This window comes from Parafilimonas sp. (genome assembly GCF_051953455.1).
In the GTDB taxonomy this organism is placed as follows: domain Bacteria; phylum Bacteroidota; class Bacteroidia; order Chitinophagales; family Chitinophagaceae; genus Parafilimonas.
This window is the reverse complement of sequence record NZ_JBQCIT010000034.1, coordinates 82,114-103,298: the sequence shown is the minus strand read 5'-3', so window position 1 is coordinate 103,298 and position 21,185 is coordinate 82,114. Positions and strand designations below refer to the sequence as shown.

General features: G+C 37.9%; 16 protein-coding genes. 3 read left to right on the top strand and 13 right to left on the bottom strand.

From position 1 onward, the window contains the following. Positions 1–31 precede the first annotated feature (31 nt). Positions 32–1,933, bottom strand: coding sequence for an ABC-F family ATP-binding cassette domain-containing protein (locus tag ACTHN6_RS13865; protein ID WP_440436367.1), 1,902 nt, complete (start codon positions 1,931–1,933; stop codon positions 32–34). A gap of 101 nt (positions 1,934–2,034) precedes the next feature. Between ACTHN6_RS13865 and ACTHN6_RS13860 the strand changes: the two genes are divergently transcribed. Beyond that, complete coding sequence (locus ACTHN6_RS13860; RefSeq protein WP_440436366.1) at positions 2,035–2,460, top strand: TerB family tellurite resistance protein; 426 nt, start codon at positions 2,035–2,037, stop codon at positions 2,458–2,460. Between the two features lie 6 nt (positions 2,461–2,466). Here ACTHN6_RS13860 and ACTHN6_RS13855 read toward each other — a convergent pair whose 3' ends face one another. Beyond that, on the bottom strand, positions 2,467–3,777 hold the full coding sequence (locus ACTHN6_RS13855; RefSeq protein WP_440436365.1) for a prolipoprotein diacylglyceryl transferase: 1,311 nt from the start codon (positions 3,775–3,777) through the stop codon (positions 2,467–2,469). Between the two features lie 263 nt (positions 3,778–4,040). On the opposite strand from ACTHN6_RS13855, the gene ACTHN6_RS13850 reads away from it, so the two are divergent. Further along, positions 4,041–4,478 carry an Hsp20/alpha crystallin family protein gene (locus tag ACTHN6_RS13850; protein ID WP_440436364.1) on the top strand — a complete coding sequence of 146 codons (438 nt, stop codon included), beginning with the start codon at positions 4,041–4,043 and terminating at the stop codon, positions 4,476–4,478. Positions 4,479–4,586: 108 nt separating this feature from the next. On the opposite strand, the gene yidD is transcribed toward ACTHN6_RS13850, so the two are convergent. The 5 genes from yidD to ACTHN6_RS13825 form a co-directional block, all read right to left on the bottom strand. Continuing rightward, positions 4,587–4,817 carry a membrane protein insertion efficiency factor YidD gene (gene yidD, locus ACTHN6_RS13845; RefSeq protein ID WP_415158327.1) on the bottom strand — a complete coding sequence of 77 codons (231 nt, stop codon included), beginning with the start codon at positions 4,815–4,817 and terminating at the stop codon, positions 4,587–4,589. Beyond that, on the bottom strand, positions 4,792–5,202 hold the full coding sequence (gene rnpA, locus ACTHN6_RS13840; protein ID WP_440436363.1) for a ribonuclease P protein component: 411 nt from the start codon (positions 5,200–5,202) through the stop codon (positions 4,792–4,794). The genes yidD and rnpA overlap by 26 nt, the downstream gene beginning before the upstream one ends. Positions 5,203–5,230: 28 nt before the next feature. Further along, complete coding sequence (locus tag ACTHN6_RS13835) at positions 5,231–5,545, bottom strand: chaperone modulator CbpM (RefSeq protein ID WP_440436362.1); 315 nt, start codon at positions 5,543–5,545, stop codon at positions 5,231–5,233. Positions 5,546–5,547: 2 nt separating this feature from the next. Beyond that, positions 5,548–6,444: a DnaJ C-terminal domain-containing protein gene (locus ACTHN6_RS13830; RefSeq protein ID WP_440436361.1), complete on the bottom strand. Its 897-nt coding sequence runs from the start codon at positions 6,442–6,444 to the stop codon at positions 5,548–5,550. A gap of 136 nt (positions 6,445–6,580) precedes the next feature. Continuing rightward, complete coding sequence (locus ACTHN6_RS13825) at positions 6,581–7,105, bottom strand: hypothetical protein (protein WP_440436360.1); 525 nt, start codon at positions 7,103–7,105, stop codon at positions 6,581–6,583. Positions 7,106–7,217: 112 nt separating this feature from the next. Between ACTHN6_RS13825 and ACTHN6_RS13820 the strand changes: the two genes are divergently transcribed. Continuing rightward, positions 7,218–8,585: a 3-keto-disaccharide hydrolase gene (locus ACTHN6_RS13820; RefSeq protein ID WP_440436359.1), complete on the top strand. Its 1,368-nt coding sequence runs from the start codon at positions 7,218–7,220 to the stop codon at positions 8,583–8,585. Positions 8,586–8,637: 52 nt separating this feature from the next. On the opposite strand, the gene ACTHN6_RS13815 is transcribed toward ACTHN6_RS13820, so the two are convergent. From ACTHN6_RS13815 to ACTHN6_RS13790, 6 genes are all read right to left on the bottom strand, one after another. Next, the gene (locus ACTHN6_RS13815) at positions 8,638–10,977 is read right to left on the bottom strand and encodes a hypothetical protein (protein WP_440436358.1); all 2,340 of its coding nucleotides are present in this window, start codon (positions 10,975–10,977) and stop codon (positions 8,638–8,640) included. A gap of 90 nt (positions 10,978–11,067) precedes the next feature. Further along, positions 11,068–14,670 carry a BamA/TamA family outer membrane protein gene (locus ACTHN6_RS13810; RefSeq protein WP_440436357.1) on the bottom strand — a complete coding sequence of 1,201 codons (3,603 nt, stop codon included), beginning with the start codon at positions 14,668–14,670 and terminating at the stop codon, positions 11,068–11,070. A gap of 19 nt (positions 14,671–14,689) precedes the next feature. After that, on the bottom strand, positions 14,690–15,553 hold the full coding sequence (locus ACTHN6_RS13805; protein WP_440436356.1) for an SdiA-regulated domain-containing protein: 864 nt from the start codon (positions 15,551–15,553) through the stop codon (positions 14,690–14,692). Beyond that, positions 15,550–17,586 carry a polyphosphate kinase 1 gene (gene ppk1 / locus ACTHN6_RS13800; RefSeq protein WP_440436355.1) on the bottom strand — a complete coding sequence of 679 codons (2,037 nt, stop codon included), beginning with the start codon at positions 17,584–17,586 and terminating at the stop codon, positions 15,550–15,552. Before ppk1 ends, ACTHN6_RS13805 begins: the two co-directional genes overlap by 4 nt. A gap of 35 nt (positions 17,587–17,621) precedes the next feature. Further along, positions 17,622–18,827, bottom strand: coding sequence for a Pycsar system effector family protein (locus tag ACTHN6_RS13795; RefSeq protein WP_440436354.1), 1,206 nt, complete (start codon positions 18,825–18,827; stop codon positions 17,622–17,624). Between the two features lie 47 nt (positions 18,828–18,874). Next, the gene (locus ACTHN6_RS13790; RefSeq protein ID WP_440436353.1) at positions 18,875–21,091 is read right to left on the bottom strand and encodes a DUF4954 family protein; all 2,217 of its coding nucleotides are present in this window, start codon (positions 21,089–21,091) and stop codon (positions 18,875–18,877) included. Between the last annotated feature and the right edge of the window lie 94 nt (positions 21,092–21,185).

The following is a 21,185-nucleotide window of genomic DNA, read 5'->3' as shown; positions in this document are numbered from 1 at the left end:
TGTTTGTACCTGCGCCGGTGCTTCGCTTATGTTACGAAGTAAATTCGCTTAATTCCAGCCAGCGCATTTCCTTTTCTTCAAGCAAAGCATTAATTTGCTGCAACCTTTCGCTTACAGTGGTTATTTCTTCGAAACTAATATTGCTGCTCATTTTTTCTGTAAGCAGTTTTTGTTCTGCTTCAAGCGCCGGGATTTCTTTTTCCAATAATTCGAATTCACGCTTTTCTTTATAGCTTAATTTTTTACCGGTGCCAGGCTGTTGCAAACCTGCAGCCGGTTCAGTCTTTTTTCTGTTATCCTTTGCCTGCGAACTGTCACCCGTTTTCTTTTCCTCTAACCTATATTGCGTATAGTTACCCGGAAAATCTTTTATATCGCCATTGCCTTCAAACACAAATAAATGATCAACCAGCTTATCCATAAAATAACGATCGTGCGATACAATTAAAACGCAGCCGGGATAATCAAGCAAAAAGTTTTCCAGCACACTTAATGTTGGCAAGTCAAGATCGTTGGTAGGCTCATCCAGAATTAAGAAATTAGGATTACGGAACAAAACCGTTAATAACTGCAAACGCTTTTTTTCGCCACCACTTAACGATGATAAAAACGTGTATTGTTTTTCCGGCGGAAATAAAAACAACTCTAAGAACTGCGCTGCGCTTAAGCTGCCGCCTTTTGCCAGCGGGAAACTTTCGGCAAAAGTTTTTACATATTCAATTACCCGCATGTCTTCTTTTATCACCAAGCCCTCCTGCGAAAAATTGCCGAATACAACCGTGTCGCCAATATTTATTTTGCCGCTGTCCGCTTGTTCAATCCCTTGTAGAATGTTGATGAAGGTTGATTTACCAACACCGTTCTTACCAATAATGCCGATGCGTTCGCCTTTGTTAAACGTATAATCAAAACCCTTAAGAATAACTTTATCGCCGTACGATTTATAAACCTTTTTCATTTCAGCGATCTTGCCGCCAAGTCGGCTCATTTTTATTTGCAGCTGCAATTGGGCATCCACAATTTTTTGTTTGGCCTTTTGCTCTGTTTCAGTAAATGCATCTATGCGGCTTTTAGATTTTGTGGTGCGTGCTTTGGGCTGCTTGCGCATCCATTCCAATTCCCTCCTGTATAAATTTTTTGCCTTATCAATATTGGCCTGTTCATTTTCTATACGCGCCGCTTTCTTCTCTAAATAATTTTCATAGTCGCCTTTGTATGTATATAATCTTGTATTATCAATTTCCCATATTTCATTGCACACAGCATCTAAAAAATAACGGTCGTGCGTAACCAGCAATAAGGTTACATGCTGCTGGCCTAAATAATGTTCAAGCCATTCAACCATTTCTATATCGAGATGATTGGTGGGCTCGTCCATTATAAGTAAAGTATGCTTGTGCTCAAAACCAATATCAATAAGCGTTTGAGCGAGTGCAATGCGTTTTCTTTGCCCACCGCTTAATTCGCTGATATTGGATTGAAGATGATGAATATTGAGCTTGCCCAAAATTTGTTTTACACTGCTTTCAAATTCCCAGGCATTCAGTTCATCCATTTTAATTAATGCAGATGATAAGGTTTTTTCATCATTCAGCTCTATGGCGTTTTCATATTCCTTTATAGCAGCAATGATGGGATGATTAGTATGAAATATATTTTCAAGTACCGTTTTATTTTCATTGAATTTTGGTTCCTGTTCAAATAAAGCAACGGTTACATCTTTGTTTATCCAAACCTCGCCATCATCCACTGTTTCCTTGCCGGCTAATATTTTAAGCAAGGTGCTTTTACCAAAACCATTACGGGCAATTAAGGCAATTTTATCGCCTTCTGATATATGAAAGGAAATGTTTTTAAAAAGATCACCGGCGCCAAAACTTTTTGTTATTCCTTCTGCAGATACATAATGCATGCTGCAAAAATAGTTGTTCATAAATCGTAAACTGTTAAACTTCATAAGAGCAAACCATAAATTGATAACCCGCAAGCCTTCTTATCGGCATTAAAGTTGATTGAACCTAAAAAACATTTAATATGTACGAAGATTACATTACAACACAGGATGAAGCTATTTGCCATTTGTTTTTACATTGTTGCTTTAAGGATGGGAATTTCACGCAGGAAGAAGTAAATACAGTGGCCTCAAGGTTTGTTGACCTGCAAATTCATAAAGACCTGAATTTTAAAGAAGAGCTGGTTCATTACAAATCCTACAAAGAAACGATGGACGATGAAAACGAATACCTGCAATATTTATTAAAGCTGATAAATCCCGTGCAAAACCTGGCGCTATATTCTTATTGCATTGAATTATGTTTAAGCGACCAGCAACTTACAACTGAGGAAGATGGATTGCTTTCCAGGATCGCAGGCCGGCTTGATATTAGCAATGAGGATAAGAATATCATAAATAAACTTATTACCCAGCGCAAAGCCGTTGAAATAGAAAAAATATTTTAAACCGTTTTAAGAAGGTGTATTAATATTCGCCGCCAGTTGCCTTGAAGCTTTTAGTTTAGGCGCTAATATATATAAGGCAACCCCTGCTATAATTAAACCAAGCGAAATTATTTCAGCCTGTGTGGGATTGATGCCGAGAAAATGATATTTTGTATTTACGCGGATATGTTCCACCAAAAAACGCTCAATGCCGTTTACAAAAAGATAGATAGCAAACAGCCTGCCCGGCATTTTTATTCTCTTTCTTATTGACCATAAAAAAGCAAATAATAAAAGGCAAGCTACAATTTCATAAATAGGAGTTGGAAAAACAGGCAATGGCAAATGGTTGCAGTAATTATCCCAGGTGCAGCCAAATATGGGAATGCCTTCACTGTTTACGTTATGCGGGTAAGTATAGGCAAAAAGCCAGTCAGGCAAACCGAGGAAAGGCTTTACTGCCGCATGCTGCACTTCACTAAGTGAGCCGAACTGGCTGACGTAATAATGTGCATTATCAGCGAGCACTTTTTGAAATTCAGTGGATGAGCCCGCTAATTGAACACCGCCTTCTGCATTACTTACAAAAGCGCTGTTTATAATGCCCCAGTCGCCATCGCCGGCAACCTGGCAACCTATCCTGCCCGAGCCATAAGCAAACATTAAACCCGGCGCACTAGCATCTGCAACATTTATAAAACTTATTTTATTCTTCCTGAAATAATACAGCAATGCAAGCGAAGCCACAATAAGGCCTCCGTAAAAAGTAAGGCCGCTTGCAGAAAATAAATTGCCAATGGGATCCTGTATAAAACGGTCCCAGTTCTCGAGGTTATCGAAAATCTTTGCACCCGCAAAACCAGCCACAGCAGCAATAATGGTTATATCGCCAACGCGGTCGCTTGGCCATATCCGTATATTTCTTTTTTCCGGCTTCGGCAATTTTGATTTATTCTTTTCCCACCATTTAAAACCGGCAAAAAATAATCCCAGCAAAATACCCGCAGGCAAACTTCCCAACGAAGAAAAAATAAATTCCTGCGGATCATTCATCGCGCCCTTAATAATAAAAATGCCGAGGATTTTATACCCTAAAATAAAACCGAGGAAAAAATTTATAAGCAACTCCGTTATACCCGCAGGCTTACCCACTTCAATGGTAACTTCTTTATAGGTAAAATAACCTAACGCCTGTTTGCGCTTTAATTCTTTAACCAGTAACCAGGCACACACCAAAAAAGATATGGCAACGCAAAAACCAAAGGTGTTTACAATTTTGAACGCAGGCAAATTCCATCCAAAAGCATCTTTAAATAAATAATATAAATTGGGATACATGCATTTATTTTAAAACGTGCAATGATACTAAAAGAATAAACCCATTGTTTAAAACGCCTTGGTTATAGCTTAAACATAAACAAACAAATAATAGGAACGAAACTGAAATAAAGATTCTTGACAAAAAGTCGCAATATATGCGCAAATATTGAAATTTTGTCATGGTTTTTTATACAAATACTGCAAGCTTTTCCGTAAAAATGCTATGGTATATTGTTTGAACCTTACTAAGCAAATAATTAAAAAAACAAAAAAATAATACTATGGCAACCTTAGTAAAACGTAACTACAGAACCTTCGACAACTTATTTGATGAATTATTCAGCAACTTACCTGCAACAGTTGGTAAAGAGTTGGGCTGGAATAATCCCCCGGTAAACATTCATGAAAACAATGATGGCTTTCACCTGGAGTTAGTTGCTCCCGGTTTAAAGAAAGAAGATTTTAAAGTAAATGTTGAAAACGGTTTACTTACTGTGGGCTACGAAAAGAAGAGTGAAACAGAAAACAAAACCGATAACAACGATTACAAAACCCATCGCCGCGAGTTTACTGCTACAAGCTTTAAACGCAGTTTCCGCATAGATGATGTGGTAAACGTAGAAGGCATACAAGCTAAGTATGAAGATGGTATTTTAAAACTTTTTCTTCCTAAAAAAGAAGAAGTAAAAGTTTTACCTAAAGAAATTACTATTCAATAAGATTTTTTCGTAGCAGTTGGTTTTGGTTAAACCCCATGTTTTTACATGGGGTTTTCTATTGTGATGCTTAACTCGTAAACCCCGCAGGGCATGTAAAAGCCGAAATTTTTACGGTACAGGATCATAACCGCTTTTTCCCCATGGATGGCATTTTGAAATACGTTTAATGGCAAGCCATCCGCCTTTAAATACACCGTATTTTTTAAACGCTTCCAGCGCATAGTTGCTGCATGTGGGCGTAAACCTGCATTGCGGGCCCAATACAGGCGAGATTATTTTCTGGTAAATTTTTATCAGTAATATAAACGGGTAGCTAAGTATTTTTAATATCCACTTCATGAATTAATCGTTGAATACATAAAGGCATTTTTTCTTTCAGCAAAGAATATTCCGGTAATGTTTTATCAACAAACAATAAAAATATGGCGAGTTTTTTATTGCCCTTGTTAAGTGCCGCATGCAGTGATGTTTTTTCTGTTCTGTAAGCTTCACGCAGCAAGCGTTTAACCCTGTTGCGCTGCACTGCTCTTTTAAAATGCCTGCTGCTTACGCCAACGCCCGTTTTAATAATAGTATCCTGCGTATCATCTGCAAAAACAAAAAAAACTTTTAATGGAAAGACTGTAAAACTTTTGCCTTTTTTAAATAAGGCATCCAGTTGCTTCCTGCTTTTTAGCTTTTCCTGTTTGTTATATGAAAATTCTTTTGTCAATTTCTTGCGCAATCTATGCACTCCTATTTATTGAGGTTTATTACAGGTCATCATGAAATGATTTTGTTTCATACACATTTAACCTGCTTCTCAAATGGGCAATCTCATTCTTCATATTATGAACCCGTTCCAGCAGGAAATTAATAGCTTCAATGCCCTGCATATTTATATCGAGCTCATAATGCATCCGTATAAATTTTTCAAGTGTTTGCAGTTCATCTTCTTCAAGAAATTCATCTGCATCAACCCTTACAGTTTTTATAAAACCGTATTGTTCCAGTGAATGAATAAACGATAATTCAATCTTATAGTGTTCGCAGCAAACCATAGCAGGCACAAGGTTCTTATTTTCCATAACTATAATTTAGATAGTTCTTTAAATAATTCTTTTTGCTTTTCGGTAAGATTGGTGGGTATTTTAACCTGCCATGTTACAAACAGGTCGCCAAACCTGTCTTCCTGTTTATACACCGGGAAACCTTTCCCTTTTAACCGGACGACGCTGCCGTTTTGTGTTTCTGCATTTACTTTCAATTTTATTTTACCGCCAAATGTTTCCAGCATGTATTCGCCGCCGAGAACGGCTGTATATAAGTCTATTTCCGCAGTGGTATAAAGATCATTGCCAAGGCGTTTAAACCTGGGGTCATCTTCAATTTTAAATGTTATATATAAATCACCATGGGGACCGCCATTTACACCGGCGCTGCCATAACCTTTCAGTTTAATAACCTGTTCGTCTGCTACGCCGGCAGGCACAGTAATTCTCACTTGCTTTCCGTCTATAGTAAATGTTTGCTTATGGGTTTTATACGCATCGCGCAGGTTTAACTGCAGCGAGGCGTTATAGTCGTTCCCCCTGAATTTTGCACGCGTACTCCTGCCGCCGCCACTGCGTGCATGGCCAAACAAGGATTCAAAGAAATCTGAAAAATCGCCTTCATGCTGGCCACCTGAATAAGTGTATTCCTGCCAGCCCTGCGAAGATTGATTATGCTGCTGCTGTTTTGCCTGTTCATATTGTTCCGCATGTTGCCAATGCTCGCCATAAGCATCATATTTCTTTCGTTTTGCAGGATCGCTTAACACTTCATTGGCTTCATTTATCTGCTGGAATTTTTTATTGGCTTCAGCATCATTCGGGTTAAGGTCCGGATGATATTTTCTTGCAAGTTTGCGATAGGCTTTTTTTATTTCATCTTCTGTAGCATTTTTCTCTACGCCTAAAGTTTTATAATAATCTACAAATGCCATTCTAATATGTGTTTATCAGGCTAAGTTAAAAATGAATATAATAGTTTAATGCATCAATGTTCAATTTTATAGAAAGCTTAAACGCCTGCATTTAATAACAACGCCCCGTTAAATGCAGGGCGTTTATAAATTTTAATTATTGCAAAAGATAAGTCCGGGGTATGGGCAGGTTTTTACTTTCTATATCCCATATTATACTGGAAACTTTCCAGCCATCTTTTGTTTTAATCAGTTGAAAACTGTTAACGCCTCTTTCTGCAGGCATGTCCGTTCTGTTGATATACGTTTTATAAGAGCTGATGCGTTGTGCAATTTTTCCATATTGATCTGTCCTGCCATAAATCTCCTCTTCACTAAAAGATTGCACCTTGCTTGTTTCAACATAATTTTTATATGCTTTTACAAAATCGCCGATTGACAATATTTGTGCGGTATCTGTAATAAAATTTATGAGTTGCGCCTGTGGTATGAAAGCATATTGAATGCTATCAAATGCCGGTTGCGCTCCTGCTGAAAAACCAAGCGATTTGTAAGCATTATCAACCGCCTGTTTAATTGCAGCTTCATCAGTATTTGCTGCTGTGGCTGCAGGCGTGTTTTTATCAGGAGAACTACAGGCTGCAAAAAGAAGGAAAACAAGGGATGCATGTACAATCTTCATAAAAATTTTTTATTAATAAACTGTTTTTGGATAAATGAAGGTAAATTTTTTATTCTGTATATTGGCCGCAGCATAATGCCATAACCAAATAGTAAGTTTTAAATTTTTATAAATGAAATATTCTGCGTTGCTTTTATTCAGCCTGCTTTTAAGTACTTTTTGTTTTTCGCAAAATGGCTTTACGAGTTTGCTTGATGGTAAAACGCTTAATGGATGGAAACGCATTGTGGGTTCGGGCAATTATACTGTTGAGAATGGTATGATTGCAGGTACAACTGTTGCGGGTTCTCCCAATACATTCCTTGCAACAGAAAAAGAATATGGCGATTTTATTCTGGAGTTTGATGCAAAGGTTGATGATACGGCCAGCAACAGCGGCGTGCAAATAAGAAGCCACTACAATGCCAATGAAATAAATGGCAGTAACAAAGGCCGTGTGTATGGATACCAGGTTGAAGAAGATGCATCATCAAGAGCATGGAGCGGCGGCATTTATGAAGAAGCCAGGCGAGGCTGGCTCTATCCTGTCACACTTAATCCTTCAGCTAAAAATCTATTTAAGACCGGCGATTGGAACCATTATACTATTGAATGCATTGGCAATACTATTAAAACCTGGATAAACAATAAACCGGTTGCTTACTTAATTGATGATGCTGCTGCAAAAGGTTTTATAGCATTACAGGTACATGCAGTTTCCAATGCTTCAATGGCTGGCAAAAAAATGTATTGGAAAAATATTAAAATTAAAACCACAGGCCTTACGCCAACAGCTTTTCCCAAAGAGGTTTTTATCGTAAACACCATACCCAACAATCTTTCAAAAGATGAAGCGGGTGATGGATGGAAATTATTATTTGATGGAAAAACTTCAAATGGCTGGCGCGGCGCTTTTAAGAAAGGGTTTCCCGATCATGGCTGGAAGATTGATAATGGCATGATAACTGTTTTGAAATCGCATGGTGAACAGGGAAAGAATGGCGGCGATATTGTTACATTAAATGAGTACAGTGCATTCGATTTTACCTTTCAGTTTAAGTTAACGCCCGGAGCTAACAGCGGCGTAAAATATTTTGTAACACTCGATGAAAAAAGCGATAGTTCTGCTATCGGGCTGGAGTACCAGGTTTTAGATGATAAGCTTCATCCCGATGCCAAGCTCGGCCGGAATGGTAACAGAACATTGTCTTCTCTATACGATATGATACCTGCCAATAAAAGTGGAAGATATTTTAATGAGCCCGGCAAGTGGAACTGGGGAAGAATAATTGTTTATCCAAATAACCATGTGGAGCATTGGCTGAATGGTATTAAAGTATTGGAATATGAGCGTGGTTCAAAAGCGTTTAAAGACCTTGTGGCAATAAGCAAGTATAAAATATGGGAAAACTTTGGAGAAGCTAAACAAGGCCATATTCTTTTACAGGATCATGGCGATGAAGTGAGTTATCGCAGTATTAAGATAAGGGAATTACAGTAGGTGCTATTTCTGCAACGCTGTATTAATACGAAATACCGGTCTTTTAAAATTGCTATGCGCCAAGGTTTACTGCAGCGCGTATTGCCTTTAAACCTTTTACGCCCTGCAGTTGCTCCAACTCCAGTAATTCAATCGCTGGTTTTAAAACATTTCTTTTCTGTAACTCCTTTATATATTCCATGTATTCCTTTTCATGCTGCGGCTGTGTATAAATGATAGCCAGCTTTCCAGGCTGCGTAAGCCTTTCGCCGGTTTGTTTTACAAGCACTTTATCAATGCGCTTTTTTATAATATGATAACGAATATTATACCCGCCTTCCACATCAAACCTTTTTTCATCCATCCTGAACGTAATGGCTATTGAAGATGCATTTACATAAATAAGCTGCGTTGTTTGCAAAGGAACAGGCAAGGATTTCGCAGACGCATGCACCAGTTTTGCAACCGCTGCCATATTCTCAAGTTGCAGAAATCTTAGTTCATTCAGGAAGGTTTTTTGATAAGGTTTTTGAGGTGAAATGGATTGGCCGAGGTACATATCATATTCAATACCATCCGTTCTTATCTTCTCAAAATAGATTGGATATTTTTTTTGCAACTCCTCCTGCATCCTGGAAAAATGATCTGAAATAATAAAGTTGATGCACTGCATTGAATTTTCAAGTATCCGCCTGTTTTTATAAGCTTTTCCGTGTTTTATATCAATATCCCTGTAATAGTTATTGATAAGGTTTTTATTATGTATTTCATCCTCCTCTATTTTATTCAGCCAGGTGTTAAGCTTTTCCATAAAATTATCCATTAATGTTTCTTCATTGCCTGTAAAAGATGATTCCGGCAATTCCAAAAAACTATTGGCTTCATTCGTAAACATATTAACAGCACCTTCATCCTGTATATGCAATTGTTTTAAAAAACTTTTTACCATCTTAAAATAATAACGCATGTCTTTATGCAGTGCATTGTTTCTTTCGATGGTTGAATTGCGAATGTCAATGGCGCCATACAGCGGGTGCAAATGGTCGAAACGTATCTCCTCCATATTCCGCAATGAATCTGCGTTGGCATTCTTGATATAATTCCAGGCGACCTCATTAAACTTCCATAACACCGATGATTGAATGGCTGTAAAATTCTGCCTGATAACATTGATGATATTAGCAGCAAAATCTGTATGTGTCTGGTGCATTAACTGGCCAAGAATCGGAATGGCAGCATCAATTCTCGAAACAAGATTATCATCTATCATCTCTGCATGTTTTGAACCTATCTCTAATACACCGGCCACTTCATTATTGTAAAAAACAGGAATAATTATATAACCTGCATAACCCATTTGCCTGAAGGCTCTATACACACCATCGCCATGCTTATTTTCAAAATCGCACTCTTTTTTAATTAGTGTTTTCGGATGTTCGTAATATTTGTTTATCCATTCAACAAAAGTTGATTCAGGAATATTCAACTTTTTAGAAATATTGATTAAAATACTATGCGCATAATTGCCATAATATGAAACCAGCCGGTCATTTAATTTTAAAAAGGGCAATAAGCCAAATGTAATATGCGGCCTTCCACACAATTGCATTAGCAGTTCAATTATATTTCCATAGGTTGTGTTATAATTATCGGGATCATGTTTAATAATGGCGCTGCGCATTTTATGCAAGGCATGCCTTGCGGTAATATCTTTTGTAGTAATTATTGAAAAACCAGAGAAAGAAAACATAGAAAGCGGCAGTATCTTTTCAAGTTCTTTGAGAGAATCTATATCAGATAACTGCTGCTGTACCTGGCTGATATTAATTTCAGGTAATTCCCCGGTATATTCAATTTCAACAAAACGGTTATCAATGCTTAAATTAAAATACCTGGTAAGATGTGTTTCAGTGTCTGTTCTCGCATGCACCATTTCTTCCTGTACCAGCGGCTGAAAATCGTACAACCGTTCTAATATCAGTTCATATTTTTTCTTTAGCTGCCTGAATTGGATCAGCTCTTTCCGCTCTTCGGCGAATTCCATCTTAACATCAAAAGATTTGTTATGAAGAAGATGGTTGAACGCTTCTGTTTCCAAAAAGAATATGGGATTAAAAGGAACGCCCAGCGCCAGTGCAAAGTCTTTTTCATTCGCCAGGTGTGGCAGCACAACGCCTTCCAATAAATTAAAAAGATTGGAATAGTGCTTTAAATCGTAAATGCTTACCTGCTCAAGCAGTTCGGGATAACGTTTAAAATGCTTAAGTACAAACTTGAAAAATTTGGATTTGAGCGAATCGTCTTCCTTTGCTTTTTTATTAAGAAATTCAACAAATTTTTTAAAGGAAATACGCGTATTATCATTATTCAAAAAATCATCTGAAGGAAAAATATGAACTACCTGGTGCTTCATGGTCTGCTATTCTAAATGAGTAGTATTCATAATAAATACTATGCAAATTTTGCTTTTTATTAAAAAAACGACAAGATGTCTTATTCATGTTCAAAACCTGAAACCAAATGAAATGTATGGATACCAGCCTTCTTCAGAATAAGCCAATGTTGCACGCAACAAAAACAATTGAGCCGGGGCAAAATATATTCCGCCGCCAAAACCGTTATGCCATTTAGCGCTGTTTTCATTATTAACCCATACCCGGCCAACATCAAAAAAGCCAAGCAAACCAAACTGCCCCGGCAAAACATAACTTGCAATATCAGCAACCTTAACGCGCATTTCAGTATTGTTATATAACATTTGCTGCCCTGCAAAACGATATTGCCTGTAACCGGATAAATTATCTTTTCCATCCAAAAAAAGCAACTGATAAAAAGCGGGTTTACCAAATGTAACGCCGCCACCAAGCCGGTTTGCCAGCACAACAGAACCGCTGTTGGTAATGCTTTTATAAACCGCCACCTGCGGAATTATTTGCGTGAATGCATTGGAATAATCATTCAATCCCGCATACGATTGCATGCGGACATTTATATATGCGCCAAAAGTGGGCAGCATTTTATTATCCCTTGAATCACTTATAAAATTTATAACTGCACCAAGATGAAATTTATCATAGGCTATAACAGCACTGTCATCAGTATTTAACTGCGAAGTATGATCAATAAACCGGCCCTTGTTTTCGTCTATATCATAGCGATAATATTGAAATGAGGGGCCAATTGTAATACTTGTTTTATCACCCCAACGCAAGGCCGCGTTTGCAGTATATAAATCGAAACGAGCCCTGTAATATTTTTTATAATTCCCGGTCTTATCAAATTCGGTTTCATTGCCTGCGCCAAAAAAATTCTGTGTATTGTCGGGCGCTTTAGCCACACCATTTAATAACAGGTCAGCTTTACCAACCGCATCTTTCCATTCGCCGCTATAAACAATCCTGAACGCTCTTGTTGAAAAAGAATGCCCCACACCCAATTGCTGCACGCTGGCCCACGGTGTTTTCCTAAAACCTTTATGCGTGTATTTTAAACCGCCGCCAAGTATAATGCCGTCGTCAATATTATACCCGGCAACAAGTAGTGGCTGCCAACGGTTATACAAATCAACAGGCACATAAGCTGTATTGGCAGAATCGTTTGAAAAATGCGTGCGCAATTTACCTGCATCACCGGAAATGCTTACGTTATTGGTGTAGTTATAAACAATAGGCTGTTTATTTACCTGTTCCACATTATATGTTTTATTATCGCCCCTGCCAATCACTCGTATCAATATTTTTTTATTGGCAGTATTAAAAACAACGCTGTCATTTCCATCATTCACATACAATCTTATTTCTTTGGTGATGGATGGATCAAATGCTTTATAATATAATTGCTGCTTCACATTTCTTTCTTTTGAAAGCTTATGAATGTTAACAAGCACATTATCGTTTAAAGTATCTTTTATTTCAACCAGTTCATTCTTGTCTGATGTTTGTATATCCACAATTTTATTAAGGAAGGAATAATACTTATCAAAAGCTTTTGGCAACACCGCCCTCCTGTTTTGCAGGTTTTTTAATAAAGTGCTGTAACGGATATTGTAAGCGCTTGCAGGCAATCTTTTTAAAGCTGTATTTAATACACTGTCGTTTTCTGCAGCAACAAAGTTGTTTACAATATCCATCCATTGTTCATGATTTAACTGGTTTAAAAAACGGCTGTTTAAATCCCTGCTTTCCCACATAAAATCATTAATGCTGCGCAATTTTTTATAATCCTGCATAAACCACAAAAACCAGGGCAGGGAAGAAACGCCCGGCAGCAAACCTTCATTCACATAAAAAACCTGGTCTCGGTCTCTTGGCACAGCGAAATAAGTTTTACCACCATTGTTGTTTTTGTTATAAGCAAAGCGCCACTGATCATTATGGCGGTCCCAGTCGTTTATCAAAACATCTAATAACCTTGCCCGTAAAAAAAGTGCCGTGTCAAAATCATTATCGTTATCATCAATAAGCTTGCGCATCATTTTTTCTGTTTTGTCTGACTTTCCTTCCGGTTCGCGTTCTTCCAGCAGGTTAACCGTATTGGCAAAGGTGTTGGCATACATACCTAATTTTTTATCAGGTGCTACCCAGCCAATTTCGGGGTTGGTATGCGGCACATTGGCTGCATTGGCTAATGGTGGCACTATCAGCGCAGCATAAGGATGCTGGGCGCTCATGGCATCATTGATCCATTCTCCGGCAAAGGTTTGCCGCAAAGCCTGTGGCAGTAAGACCTCCGGGTATTTATTCACGCTGCGCAACACATATTCTTTGCCATTTTTATCTTCCAGCCTTAATGAATACGACTGATGGCCGCCGCCACGTTGTGTTGGCGTTAGGCCGCCTTTTTCACCTGATATTTTTATGACTGGCAACGTTGTTGGCGCTGCCCATTCCTTTCGATAATTATTACCAAATAACCAGCGGTGAAAACCACTGACAGCATCGTAGGAAGCATGTGCAGCCACTGTAATACTATCTTGCGGAATATTATTAATAGCTGTTTCTTCCAGTTGTTTTACTGGTGTATAATTAAACGTATAATTGAAAACATTTTTAAAGCTGCTATCAGTTTCGGCAACATAATAACTAAACCTTACACTATAATCCAATAACTGGTCGGCAACAACATATCCAGGCGCTTTTTCTGCATACATTGAATATTTGCCTTGCTTTACAAAAGCTTCTTTAGCGCCTGCGCCGCTTACTACCTGTATGTTATTGCCTTCTTTAATAAACTGCATGCCATGCTCATGGCCGGCAATATGCACCAGGTTTGGAAATGTATCAAACACGTTATTCACGCGGCGGATCATATCCTTATACCAGGGATGAAGTACATCTTCAGGGCTTGCAAATAATGTACGCAGCAATGGATATAATGAACCAACAACCGGCATAGGTATATACAAACTTTTATTAGCAGCAGTTAATGGAAAGATATGGTCTTTCCAGCTATAATATCCGCCATGATGGCCATAACTTTTAAATGGGTGATGATCTGCAAGCAGGATAGTTTTATAACGGTTCTTATAAAAAAGCTCATCAAGTTTTGCAATTACTTCATCATTGGTATTGCAATCGCAATCTGCTTCTGCATCTGTTTTATCGTATTTGAATAACCACCATTCGCTGTCAAAGGCAATGATAACAAGATGATCATTGATGCCGATTTCATAAGGGCCGGGACAGCCATCCTGTGGCACAACTTTTAATAAACTATCATTCTGCTGATCTATAAAACCCCATTGCGCTTTCATTTTGGCAAGGCCATTTTTACCCATCCTGTCCCAATCATGATTGCCGGGCAAAAAATAAACGGCAGCTTCATTGCTGCGCATAGGCAGATATTGCGCCCGCAAAATATTTTTGGTTTGTTGTTCCTCTTTACTGCCTTGCAAGCCCATGCCCGTGGGATAAACATTATCGCCAACATACACAACCGTTGTTTTATGTGGCAATACTTTTTGTGCAGCGCTGCCGATAACATTGTTCTGCTGGTTGTCAACTTCACCTGCATCACCAATAAAGATCATTCTGTGCATAATACTATCCTGTGAACAGGCTGTTGCAACTGTTGCGATGAAAAAAAATGATAGTAAAAATTTCATCATAGCTTGCCTGTTTTTACCACTACTTACGGTAGGGTATTTTTAAGATTGTTGCTGATCGACTGCTCCCTTTTTCATTTGATATATACAGGTTATTCGCTGCATCCAGCGCAATGCCTTCCGGCTGGTTATAAAGCGATGCCCCGAGCTTGTATGTTTCTTTCACAGTAAAATCAGCCGATGTGCAAACCATAAGTTTATTAACCGATGAAAGAATAAACCATTCGTTACCATCCTCTGTTTTTGTGAATGCAGATGGGCGAAAGTTCAGTTTCTTAAGCCCGGCTTTTTCAGCAACGGATTTAACATTGATGGTTGCGTTACTTTCTAATTTCACATTGCCAGTAGCATCCATTGACAGTATATAAACAGTTGTTGCATTGTCTTGTTTTCCTTCACAACTTTTACAAAGCACATACAGCTTTAAAGCACGGTTATCGGCATATAAACCTTCATATTCACCACCGGGTAAAATGTGCCTGAATTCTTTTGCGTTAACAGTTTCTTCTGCATTCATATCGTTAAAAGGAAATATGTATAAAGCTCCGTCACTACGCAGCATAACAATATAATTATTGAGTAACTGTATATCTTCATAATCACCTTTACCGGCAAACTTTGTTTTTCTTATGCTGCCATCATTCAAATTATATGCAAATACTTTTCCCTCTTCATCCTGCTCAGCATATATGGTATTCATTTCTTTTGGATGAAATACTATGCCTGAAATTTCATTCAATTCTTTCGGCATATTAAAAATCTTTTGAGGTTTATTCATTTCATAATGGCCTGCAAATAAGCCTTGTTCATTATTTGTTTGCACCTGCTGCCCGCAGGCCAGTAATACGCTTAATGAAAACAATACATAGTTGCACAATCCTTTCATACGCCGGTTTTTTCTTTTAAATAATCATAAATAGCTTGTTGAGAATTTACAGGTTTCTCTTTTTCATTTCCTGCAACAGGCACATTGTTTAAGTACTCATTTATATAAACAGCCTGCATATTGTCGCTCCACTCTATATTTATTATGTCGATTAGTTCCTGTTTAATGGCTTCATCATACACAGGAAAACAAACTTCAATACGTGTATGGATATTCCGGTTCATCCAATCTGCAGAACCCGCAAAAACTTTTGCATCACCATTATTATAAAATATAAATACACGGCCATGTTCAAGATATTTACCAACGATTCTTTTAACAGTAATGTTTTCGCTCATTCCCTTAACGCCCGGAATTAAACAGCAAATACTGCGAACAATTAAATTGATTTTTACACCTGCTCCAGAGGCTTCATATAACTTGTTGATTAAAGTTTGTTCTTCAATATTGTTGAGCTTGATGCAGACAAAAGCAGGCATTCCATTTCTTGCATTATCTATTTCCTGCTGTATCAATGCCAGAAATTTTTCCTGCAAATTAAATTGCGCTACCAGCAAATGTTCAAATGACAAGATATCATTTATGCCAGGCTCTTTTCGCTTATCCAGGAAATAAAAAAGCATTTCCAGTTCCTGTATTATGGGTTTGTATGCTGTGAACAACTGGTGGTCGGTATAAATTTTTGCAGTGGTTTCATTCATATTGCCCGTAGCTAATAAGGCCACGTGTTTTGCATCTTTCTTCTTTATTAACGCAACCTTAGCATGTACTTTAAGCCTGGGAATGCTGTAAATAACTTTTATGCCGGCAACTTTCATTTTTTTTGCCCAACGCAGATTATTTTCTTCATCAAACCTTGCCTTCAATTCATCAAATACAAAAACCTTTTTGCCATTCTTTGCAGCGGTTATTAATGCATGCGCAATTCTTGAATTGATCGCAATGCGATATAACGTGATATAAATTTCTTCTGTTTGCTCATCAATTGCGGCTTCATTAAAAAAGCGCAATACCGTATCATAATTATCATAAGGCGTATGCAGCATAATGTCCTTTTCAAGAATAAGCGCATGCAGGGTTTTATCAATTAACTGCAGGTTACTTGAAGGTTGCTTTGCATCGAACAAATTTTTTGGCAAAGGCAAGCCCATAATATCTTTCAGGTTATGATAGCGGCCGCCTTCAATGGTATTGGAGATAGAAATTTTAAACTGGTTACATAAAAGCTGTAATATCCGCAAGGGAATTTCTCTTTCGCATAATAATCTTGTCGCTTTCCCAAAATCCCTTTTTGCCACCTGCTTCTCAATCTTTTCCGCAAGTGTTTCAGGCAATTCATCTTCAAGGTACAAATCTGCATCCCGTGTAATTTTGAAACTGAAACAATGTTTAATTTTCTTTTCCGGAAAAAGGTATTGAAGGTTTTGTTTTACAATGTCATCAATAAAAACAATATACTGCTCCTTATCTTTTTCAATAGAAAAAAACCTGGGCAGTTCATCTGAAGGAATGTTTACAATGGCTGCATCTTCATGCTGGCCAGCAAAAGAAACCAGGAGGTAAAGTTTATTATTCTGAGGGAAGAAATTTGATTTCAGCGAGAGATTATTCACCTGCAAAAAAGCTGCAACCGTTGAAAAAAAATAATGGTGCAATGCATCATCTAACCATTCAGGAATAGGTTTTTCATACAGCCAGGTTATATTTTGTTCAACCAGCAACGGAATTAATTTATTCACGAGAATATCGCCATAATATTCCTGCTGGCGTTGTATAATATTTCTCGCTTCATCAAATTCCGAGGCCGCATCCTGCAACTCAGGCCTGGTGGTTTTTTTATTTAATGCATATATTTTTTTTGCCATCAGAACAGGCATACGTACACGATAAAATTCATCCAGGTTAGAAGAAAATATTGACAGAAATTTTAAACGTTCGCCTAAGCGCAATTGCTTATTCAGCGCTTCCTTCAAAACACGTTCGTTAAATGAAAGCCAGCTTATATCCCTGCTAAAAAATTTCGATTCGATCATTAATAAATAAGAGGATTTATGATATTGGTGTGCACCTAATTATCGATTACCGCGGCTATAATAAATGCCACAACAGAAATAATAAGCCCAAACATAAAAATATTATAGGCAGCACGCAGCAGTTTATATTTTCTCCCCAGTACCACTCCCTGCGCGTATATATCTTTTATTAGTGAACCATATAAAAAATCTCGGTCGCCCATCATTTGCAGCATGCCTTCTTTATAACTATCCAGACTCATTTTAAAAAAATTGCCAAAAAATAAAAGATTGGTTGTTTTATTACTTAATTCTTGTTGTGTAAATGTTCCGTTTGATATATTAGGTCTTGTTGCAAGAATAGACAAAACAATTGTTACAAGACTTACCAGCAATAATATAATAGCAGGAATAATAAGATTATTGTTCTCATCAAGTTTACGCAGCAGCAAACTCACTATCACCGATATAATAATTGAATTAACGGTAATAAGAATATGCGATTTATTGTCAGCCATATCGCTTAGCTTTTGATGATTACTGGATGCAACACGAAACATCGTTTCTATCCCGCGGTCGGGCCGTTTTTCATTCTTTGATTTATTGTTTTCTGTAATGGCTGTTACATCAGGCTTAGCCTGTTCTTCATTGTTGCTTTTCGGGGCTGCTTTATATTGCTGGTTCAACAACTGCTCCATGTTTTCCTGCTTTTTTGCATTCAGAATGCTGCGGCAATATTCTGTAAAATAATGATGTGCTTTAAGCAGCTCTATTGTTTTATTCCGCCATTCTTCTTTTGTAAAATCTTTACGGTAAAGAAAATTGGCCTCTTTACGCATGCGCTTGTTATTGTCTGAAAAGTCATCTGTTCCAAAATGGAATAAATCGGCATCGCAAATTATTTCCTCCAGCAAGTTTGTTGGATGCTGCGGCAATTTTGTAGCCAATATGCAATGCCTAATTTTTTCAATTATACTATCACTTACATCAAGCCTTGTTAATAAAGCGGCGGCTTCATCAGCGCCAATTTCTTCGTGCCCGGCTGTTGCATGCAAATAACCAATATCATGGGACCATGCAGCCGTAGCCACGATAAAAAAATCATGATCATTCAATGCATAATGATTGGCAATTTGCGTAGCAGCCTCAACAACCTTTTGCGTATGTGTTAAGTTGTGATATAAAAGATTGGACGCATCAGGCGTTTTAAATAATTGTTCAACATGATTTTGTACCTGTTCTAAAAGAATCCTATAATTCATGAGGGAAAATTTGTAACTGAAAGTAATAAAGAAATACGCTGCCCGCCTTAAAACTCAAACTTCATTTTTAATTTTTGAACAAGCTGCCAAAAGCTTTCCAGTTCTTCCTGCTTCTGTTTTATAAAACTATTGCCGCTAAAGCTACCCGTTACATTATTCATTTCCGCATCTGAATTATATACCATTTTGCGAAACGGGTTTGTATAATCCTTTTTTCTCGATTGAATAATGCGCTCCGTGATGCTTTCATTAATCATTACTGCTTTATCAAGCCATTCAATAATGCTTTTATTGGAAATATTTCCGGGCTGCATATTTTCAATTTCAAGCAGGGAAGCCAATGCATGCTGCGTTTTTTTGAATGGATAAACTTTGCCTTCATTATAATACGCTTCATGCAGATCGTCCCAGCTATTAATTGTTTGATTTTTGATTTGCGTCTTCAACGCTTCCACATCTTTTTCACGCATTAATTGCCCGCCGATGTTTAACCATTTTGCATTCCGGCCTTCTTCACTAAAAGCCGCTAACAGCTTTGGCGCATTCGTTATATCATTTGTTTCGATATACTTAATTAAATGTGTCAGGCCATAGTTCAAAATCATTTCTTTGTAAGCATTATATGCGGCCTGTGCTTTTCTTATAACCGTTTTGCGTTTTGAATTTTCAAAACCGGTTGCCACAATTTCCAGCTCATTAATAACTGCAGCATCCTGTTGCAATAGTTGTTTGCCTTTTTGTATGCATTCATCATCATCAATATCATTTTTATTGTTTTTTGCATGCCATGCTTTCCCTGTAAACAGTTCAAGTAATTGCAATGATGTAAACATTTCATTCACGCTGTCTGGCGCCAGGTATTCATATTCCAGCAACTGGAATTTTTCAGTACGGCTATCGCGGTCTTTATATTTCCATTCATTGCGTGCCAGTGCGTACATGTTGTACATAAACCAATAAGCCGGCATTACTTCAAGCGTATCATTTTTATAATTTAAACTGGTTAATGAAAAAGGCAGGCGAATATCCAGTTCATACAAATAGTCGCCTTTAACCAGCATGGTAAAACTCGCAAACCTTGAATTATGTTTAAGGCTTACGCACAAGCCAGGCCAAAACCCGCGCCCTGCAACGATTTCACCATCTGCTGCTCTTGAATTATGATTGGAACCAATAGTTGCACCAGCGGGAATATTGCTTTGCCCCATCACCAAAGCGGCGCATAAAAAAGAGTTGTTATGATGTTGTTCATGCGCAGGAAATATTAAGGAGTTCAGCACTTCACAACAGGAAATTGTGGCATTGTTACCGAGATAGGAGTTGATAAGCCTTGCACCATATTTCAATTGGGAATGCGATGCCATAACAAAGCGTACCGCCTTCACGCCATAAAATATCCGGCAGCCTTTGCTGATGATGCCATTTACCAGTTCGCAACCTTCACCAATTTGAGTTGGTGCTTCTTCTGATGAATGAATGGTGAGGTTCTTCAGTTTATTAGCGCCTTTGATATAAGCATCGGTACCAATCCAGCAATCTTTGATAATAGCGGAATTCTTAATAACTGTGCGGTCACCGATCTTTCCATGATAACCACGCTCTTTTTTAAATTCCTTCTCCGTTATTTCTTTAAACCGCTGCAACAATGCTTCATCATCCCTGTATTTACTCCATAAATAAGCATCGCCGGGCAGCATACCCGTAAAAGGTATTACGCTCCTGCCGCCGTTTTCATTGCATATTTCCATCCATATACGAATGTTTTCCGGCTCACCTTCTTTTACAATACCATTGCCAAACTTTGCGTGATTGGTGGTTGCTACTTCATTTGTGTTGGCAATGATAACTTCGTTGCCAAGGATATAATGCGACAGGTAATTTACATTTTCAACCGAGACATTATCGCCAAGATCGGAGCTTATAATATTTGAGTTGTACAATCCAACTGCATATTTCATATCCTTGAACTCAAGAAAATATGGCTCGAGTTTACCAATACGCACAAGGCCAAAAAACTTGCAGTTCTTTACCAGTTCAGGGTTGAAAGCATCGCTCACTAAAATCTTATTCCAGTCGTCGCTGGCATTGCGGTTCTTAACAAGCGCTTCAATTTCATAAGCCGTAAGATTACGATAGTTAATTCCGCTGCGGTTTTGAAGATTGCGCAAATAATATTCATCTTTCCCTTCGGGTAAAAACTGCGGCTTTATAAAGTTATAACCGAGCTTTTCTATTGGTGTTTTTATGATTGCATTTTTTGCCATGGCAATGAATGTACAAGTTTGAATGCAAACTTAAAAAGTGTAGGCCATACTGTTGTCAAAACAAATTAATGTTGCCCGTTATATCAATTGCCAT

Excerpts from the sequence above, each read along its gene's own strand:
- ACTHN6_RS13825 (WP_440436360.1), bottom strand. The coding sequence starts at position 7,105 with ATGAAGATTGTACATGCATCCCTTGTTTTCCTTCTTTTTGCAGCCTGT.
- ACTHN6_RS13860 (WP_440436366.1), top strand. The coding sequence starts at position 2,035 with ATGTACGAAGATTACATTACAACACAGGATGAAGCTATTTGCCATTTG.
- ACTHN6_RS13835 (WP_440436362.1), bottom strand. The coding sequence starts at position 5,545 with ATGGAAAATAAGAACCTTGTGCCTGCTATGGTTTGCTGCGAACACTAT.
- yidD (WP_415158327.1), bottom strand. The coding sequence starts at position 4,817 with ATGAAGTGGATATTAAAAATACTTAGCTACCCGTTTATATTACTGATA.
- ACTHN6_RS13810 (WP_440436357.1), bottom strand. The coding sequence starts at position 14,670 with ATGATGAAATTTTTACTATCATTTTTTTTCATCGCAACAGTTGCAACA.
- ACTHN6_RS13805 (WP_440436356.1), bottom strand. The coding sequence starts at position 15,553 with ATGAAAGGATTGTGCAACTATGTATTGTTTTCATTAAGCGTATTACTG.
- ACTHN6_RS13850 (WP_440436364.1), top strand. The coding sequence starts at position 4,041 with ATGGCAACCTTAGTAAAACGTAACTACAGAACCTTCGACAACTTATTT.
- ppk1 (WP_440436355.1), bottom strand. The coding sequence starts at position 17,586 with ATGATCGAATCGAAATTTTTTAGCAGGGATATAAGCTGGCTTTCATTT.
- ACTHN6_RS13855 (WP_440436365.1), bottom strand. The coding sequence starts at position 3,777 with ATGTATCCCAATTTATATTATTTATTTAAAGATGCTTTTGGATGGAAT.
- ACTHN6_RS13790 (WP_440436353.1), bottom strand. The coding sequence starts at position 21,091 with ATGGCAAAAAATGCAATCATAAAAACACCAATAGAAAAGCTCGGTTAT.
- ACTHN6_RS13865 (WP_440436367.1), bottom strand. The coding sequence starts at position 1,933 with ATGAACAACTATTTTTGCAGCATGCATTATGTATCTGCAGAAGGAATA.
- ACTHN6_RS13795 (WP_440436354.1), bottom strand. The coding sequence starts at position 18,827 with ATGAATTATAGGATTCTTTTAGAACAGGTACAAAATCATGTTGAACAA.
- ACTHN6_RS13830 (WP_440436361.1), bottom strand. The coding sequence starts at position 6,444 with ATGGCATTTGTAGATTATTATAAAACTTTAGGCGTAGAGAAAAATGCT.
- ACTHN6_RS13820 (WP_440436359.1), top strand. The coding sequence starts at position 7,218 with ATGAAATATTCTGCGTTGCTTTTATTCAGCCTGCTTTTAAGTACTTTT.
- ACTHN6_RS13815 (WP_440436358.1), bottom strand. The coding sequence starts at position 10,977 with ATGAAGCACCAGGTAGTTCATATTTTTCCTTCAGATGATTTTTTGAAT.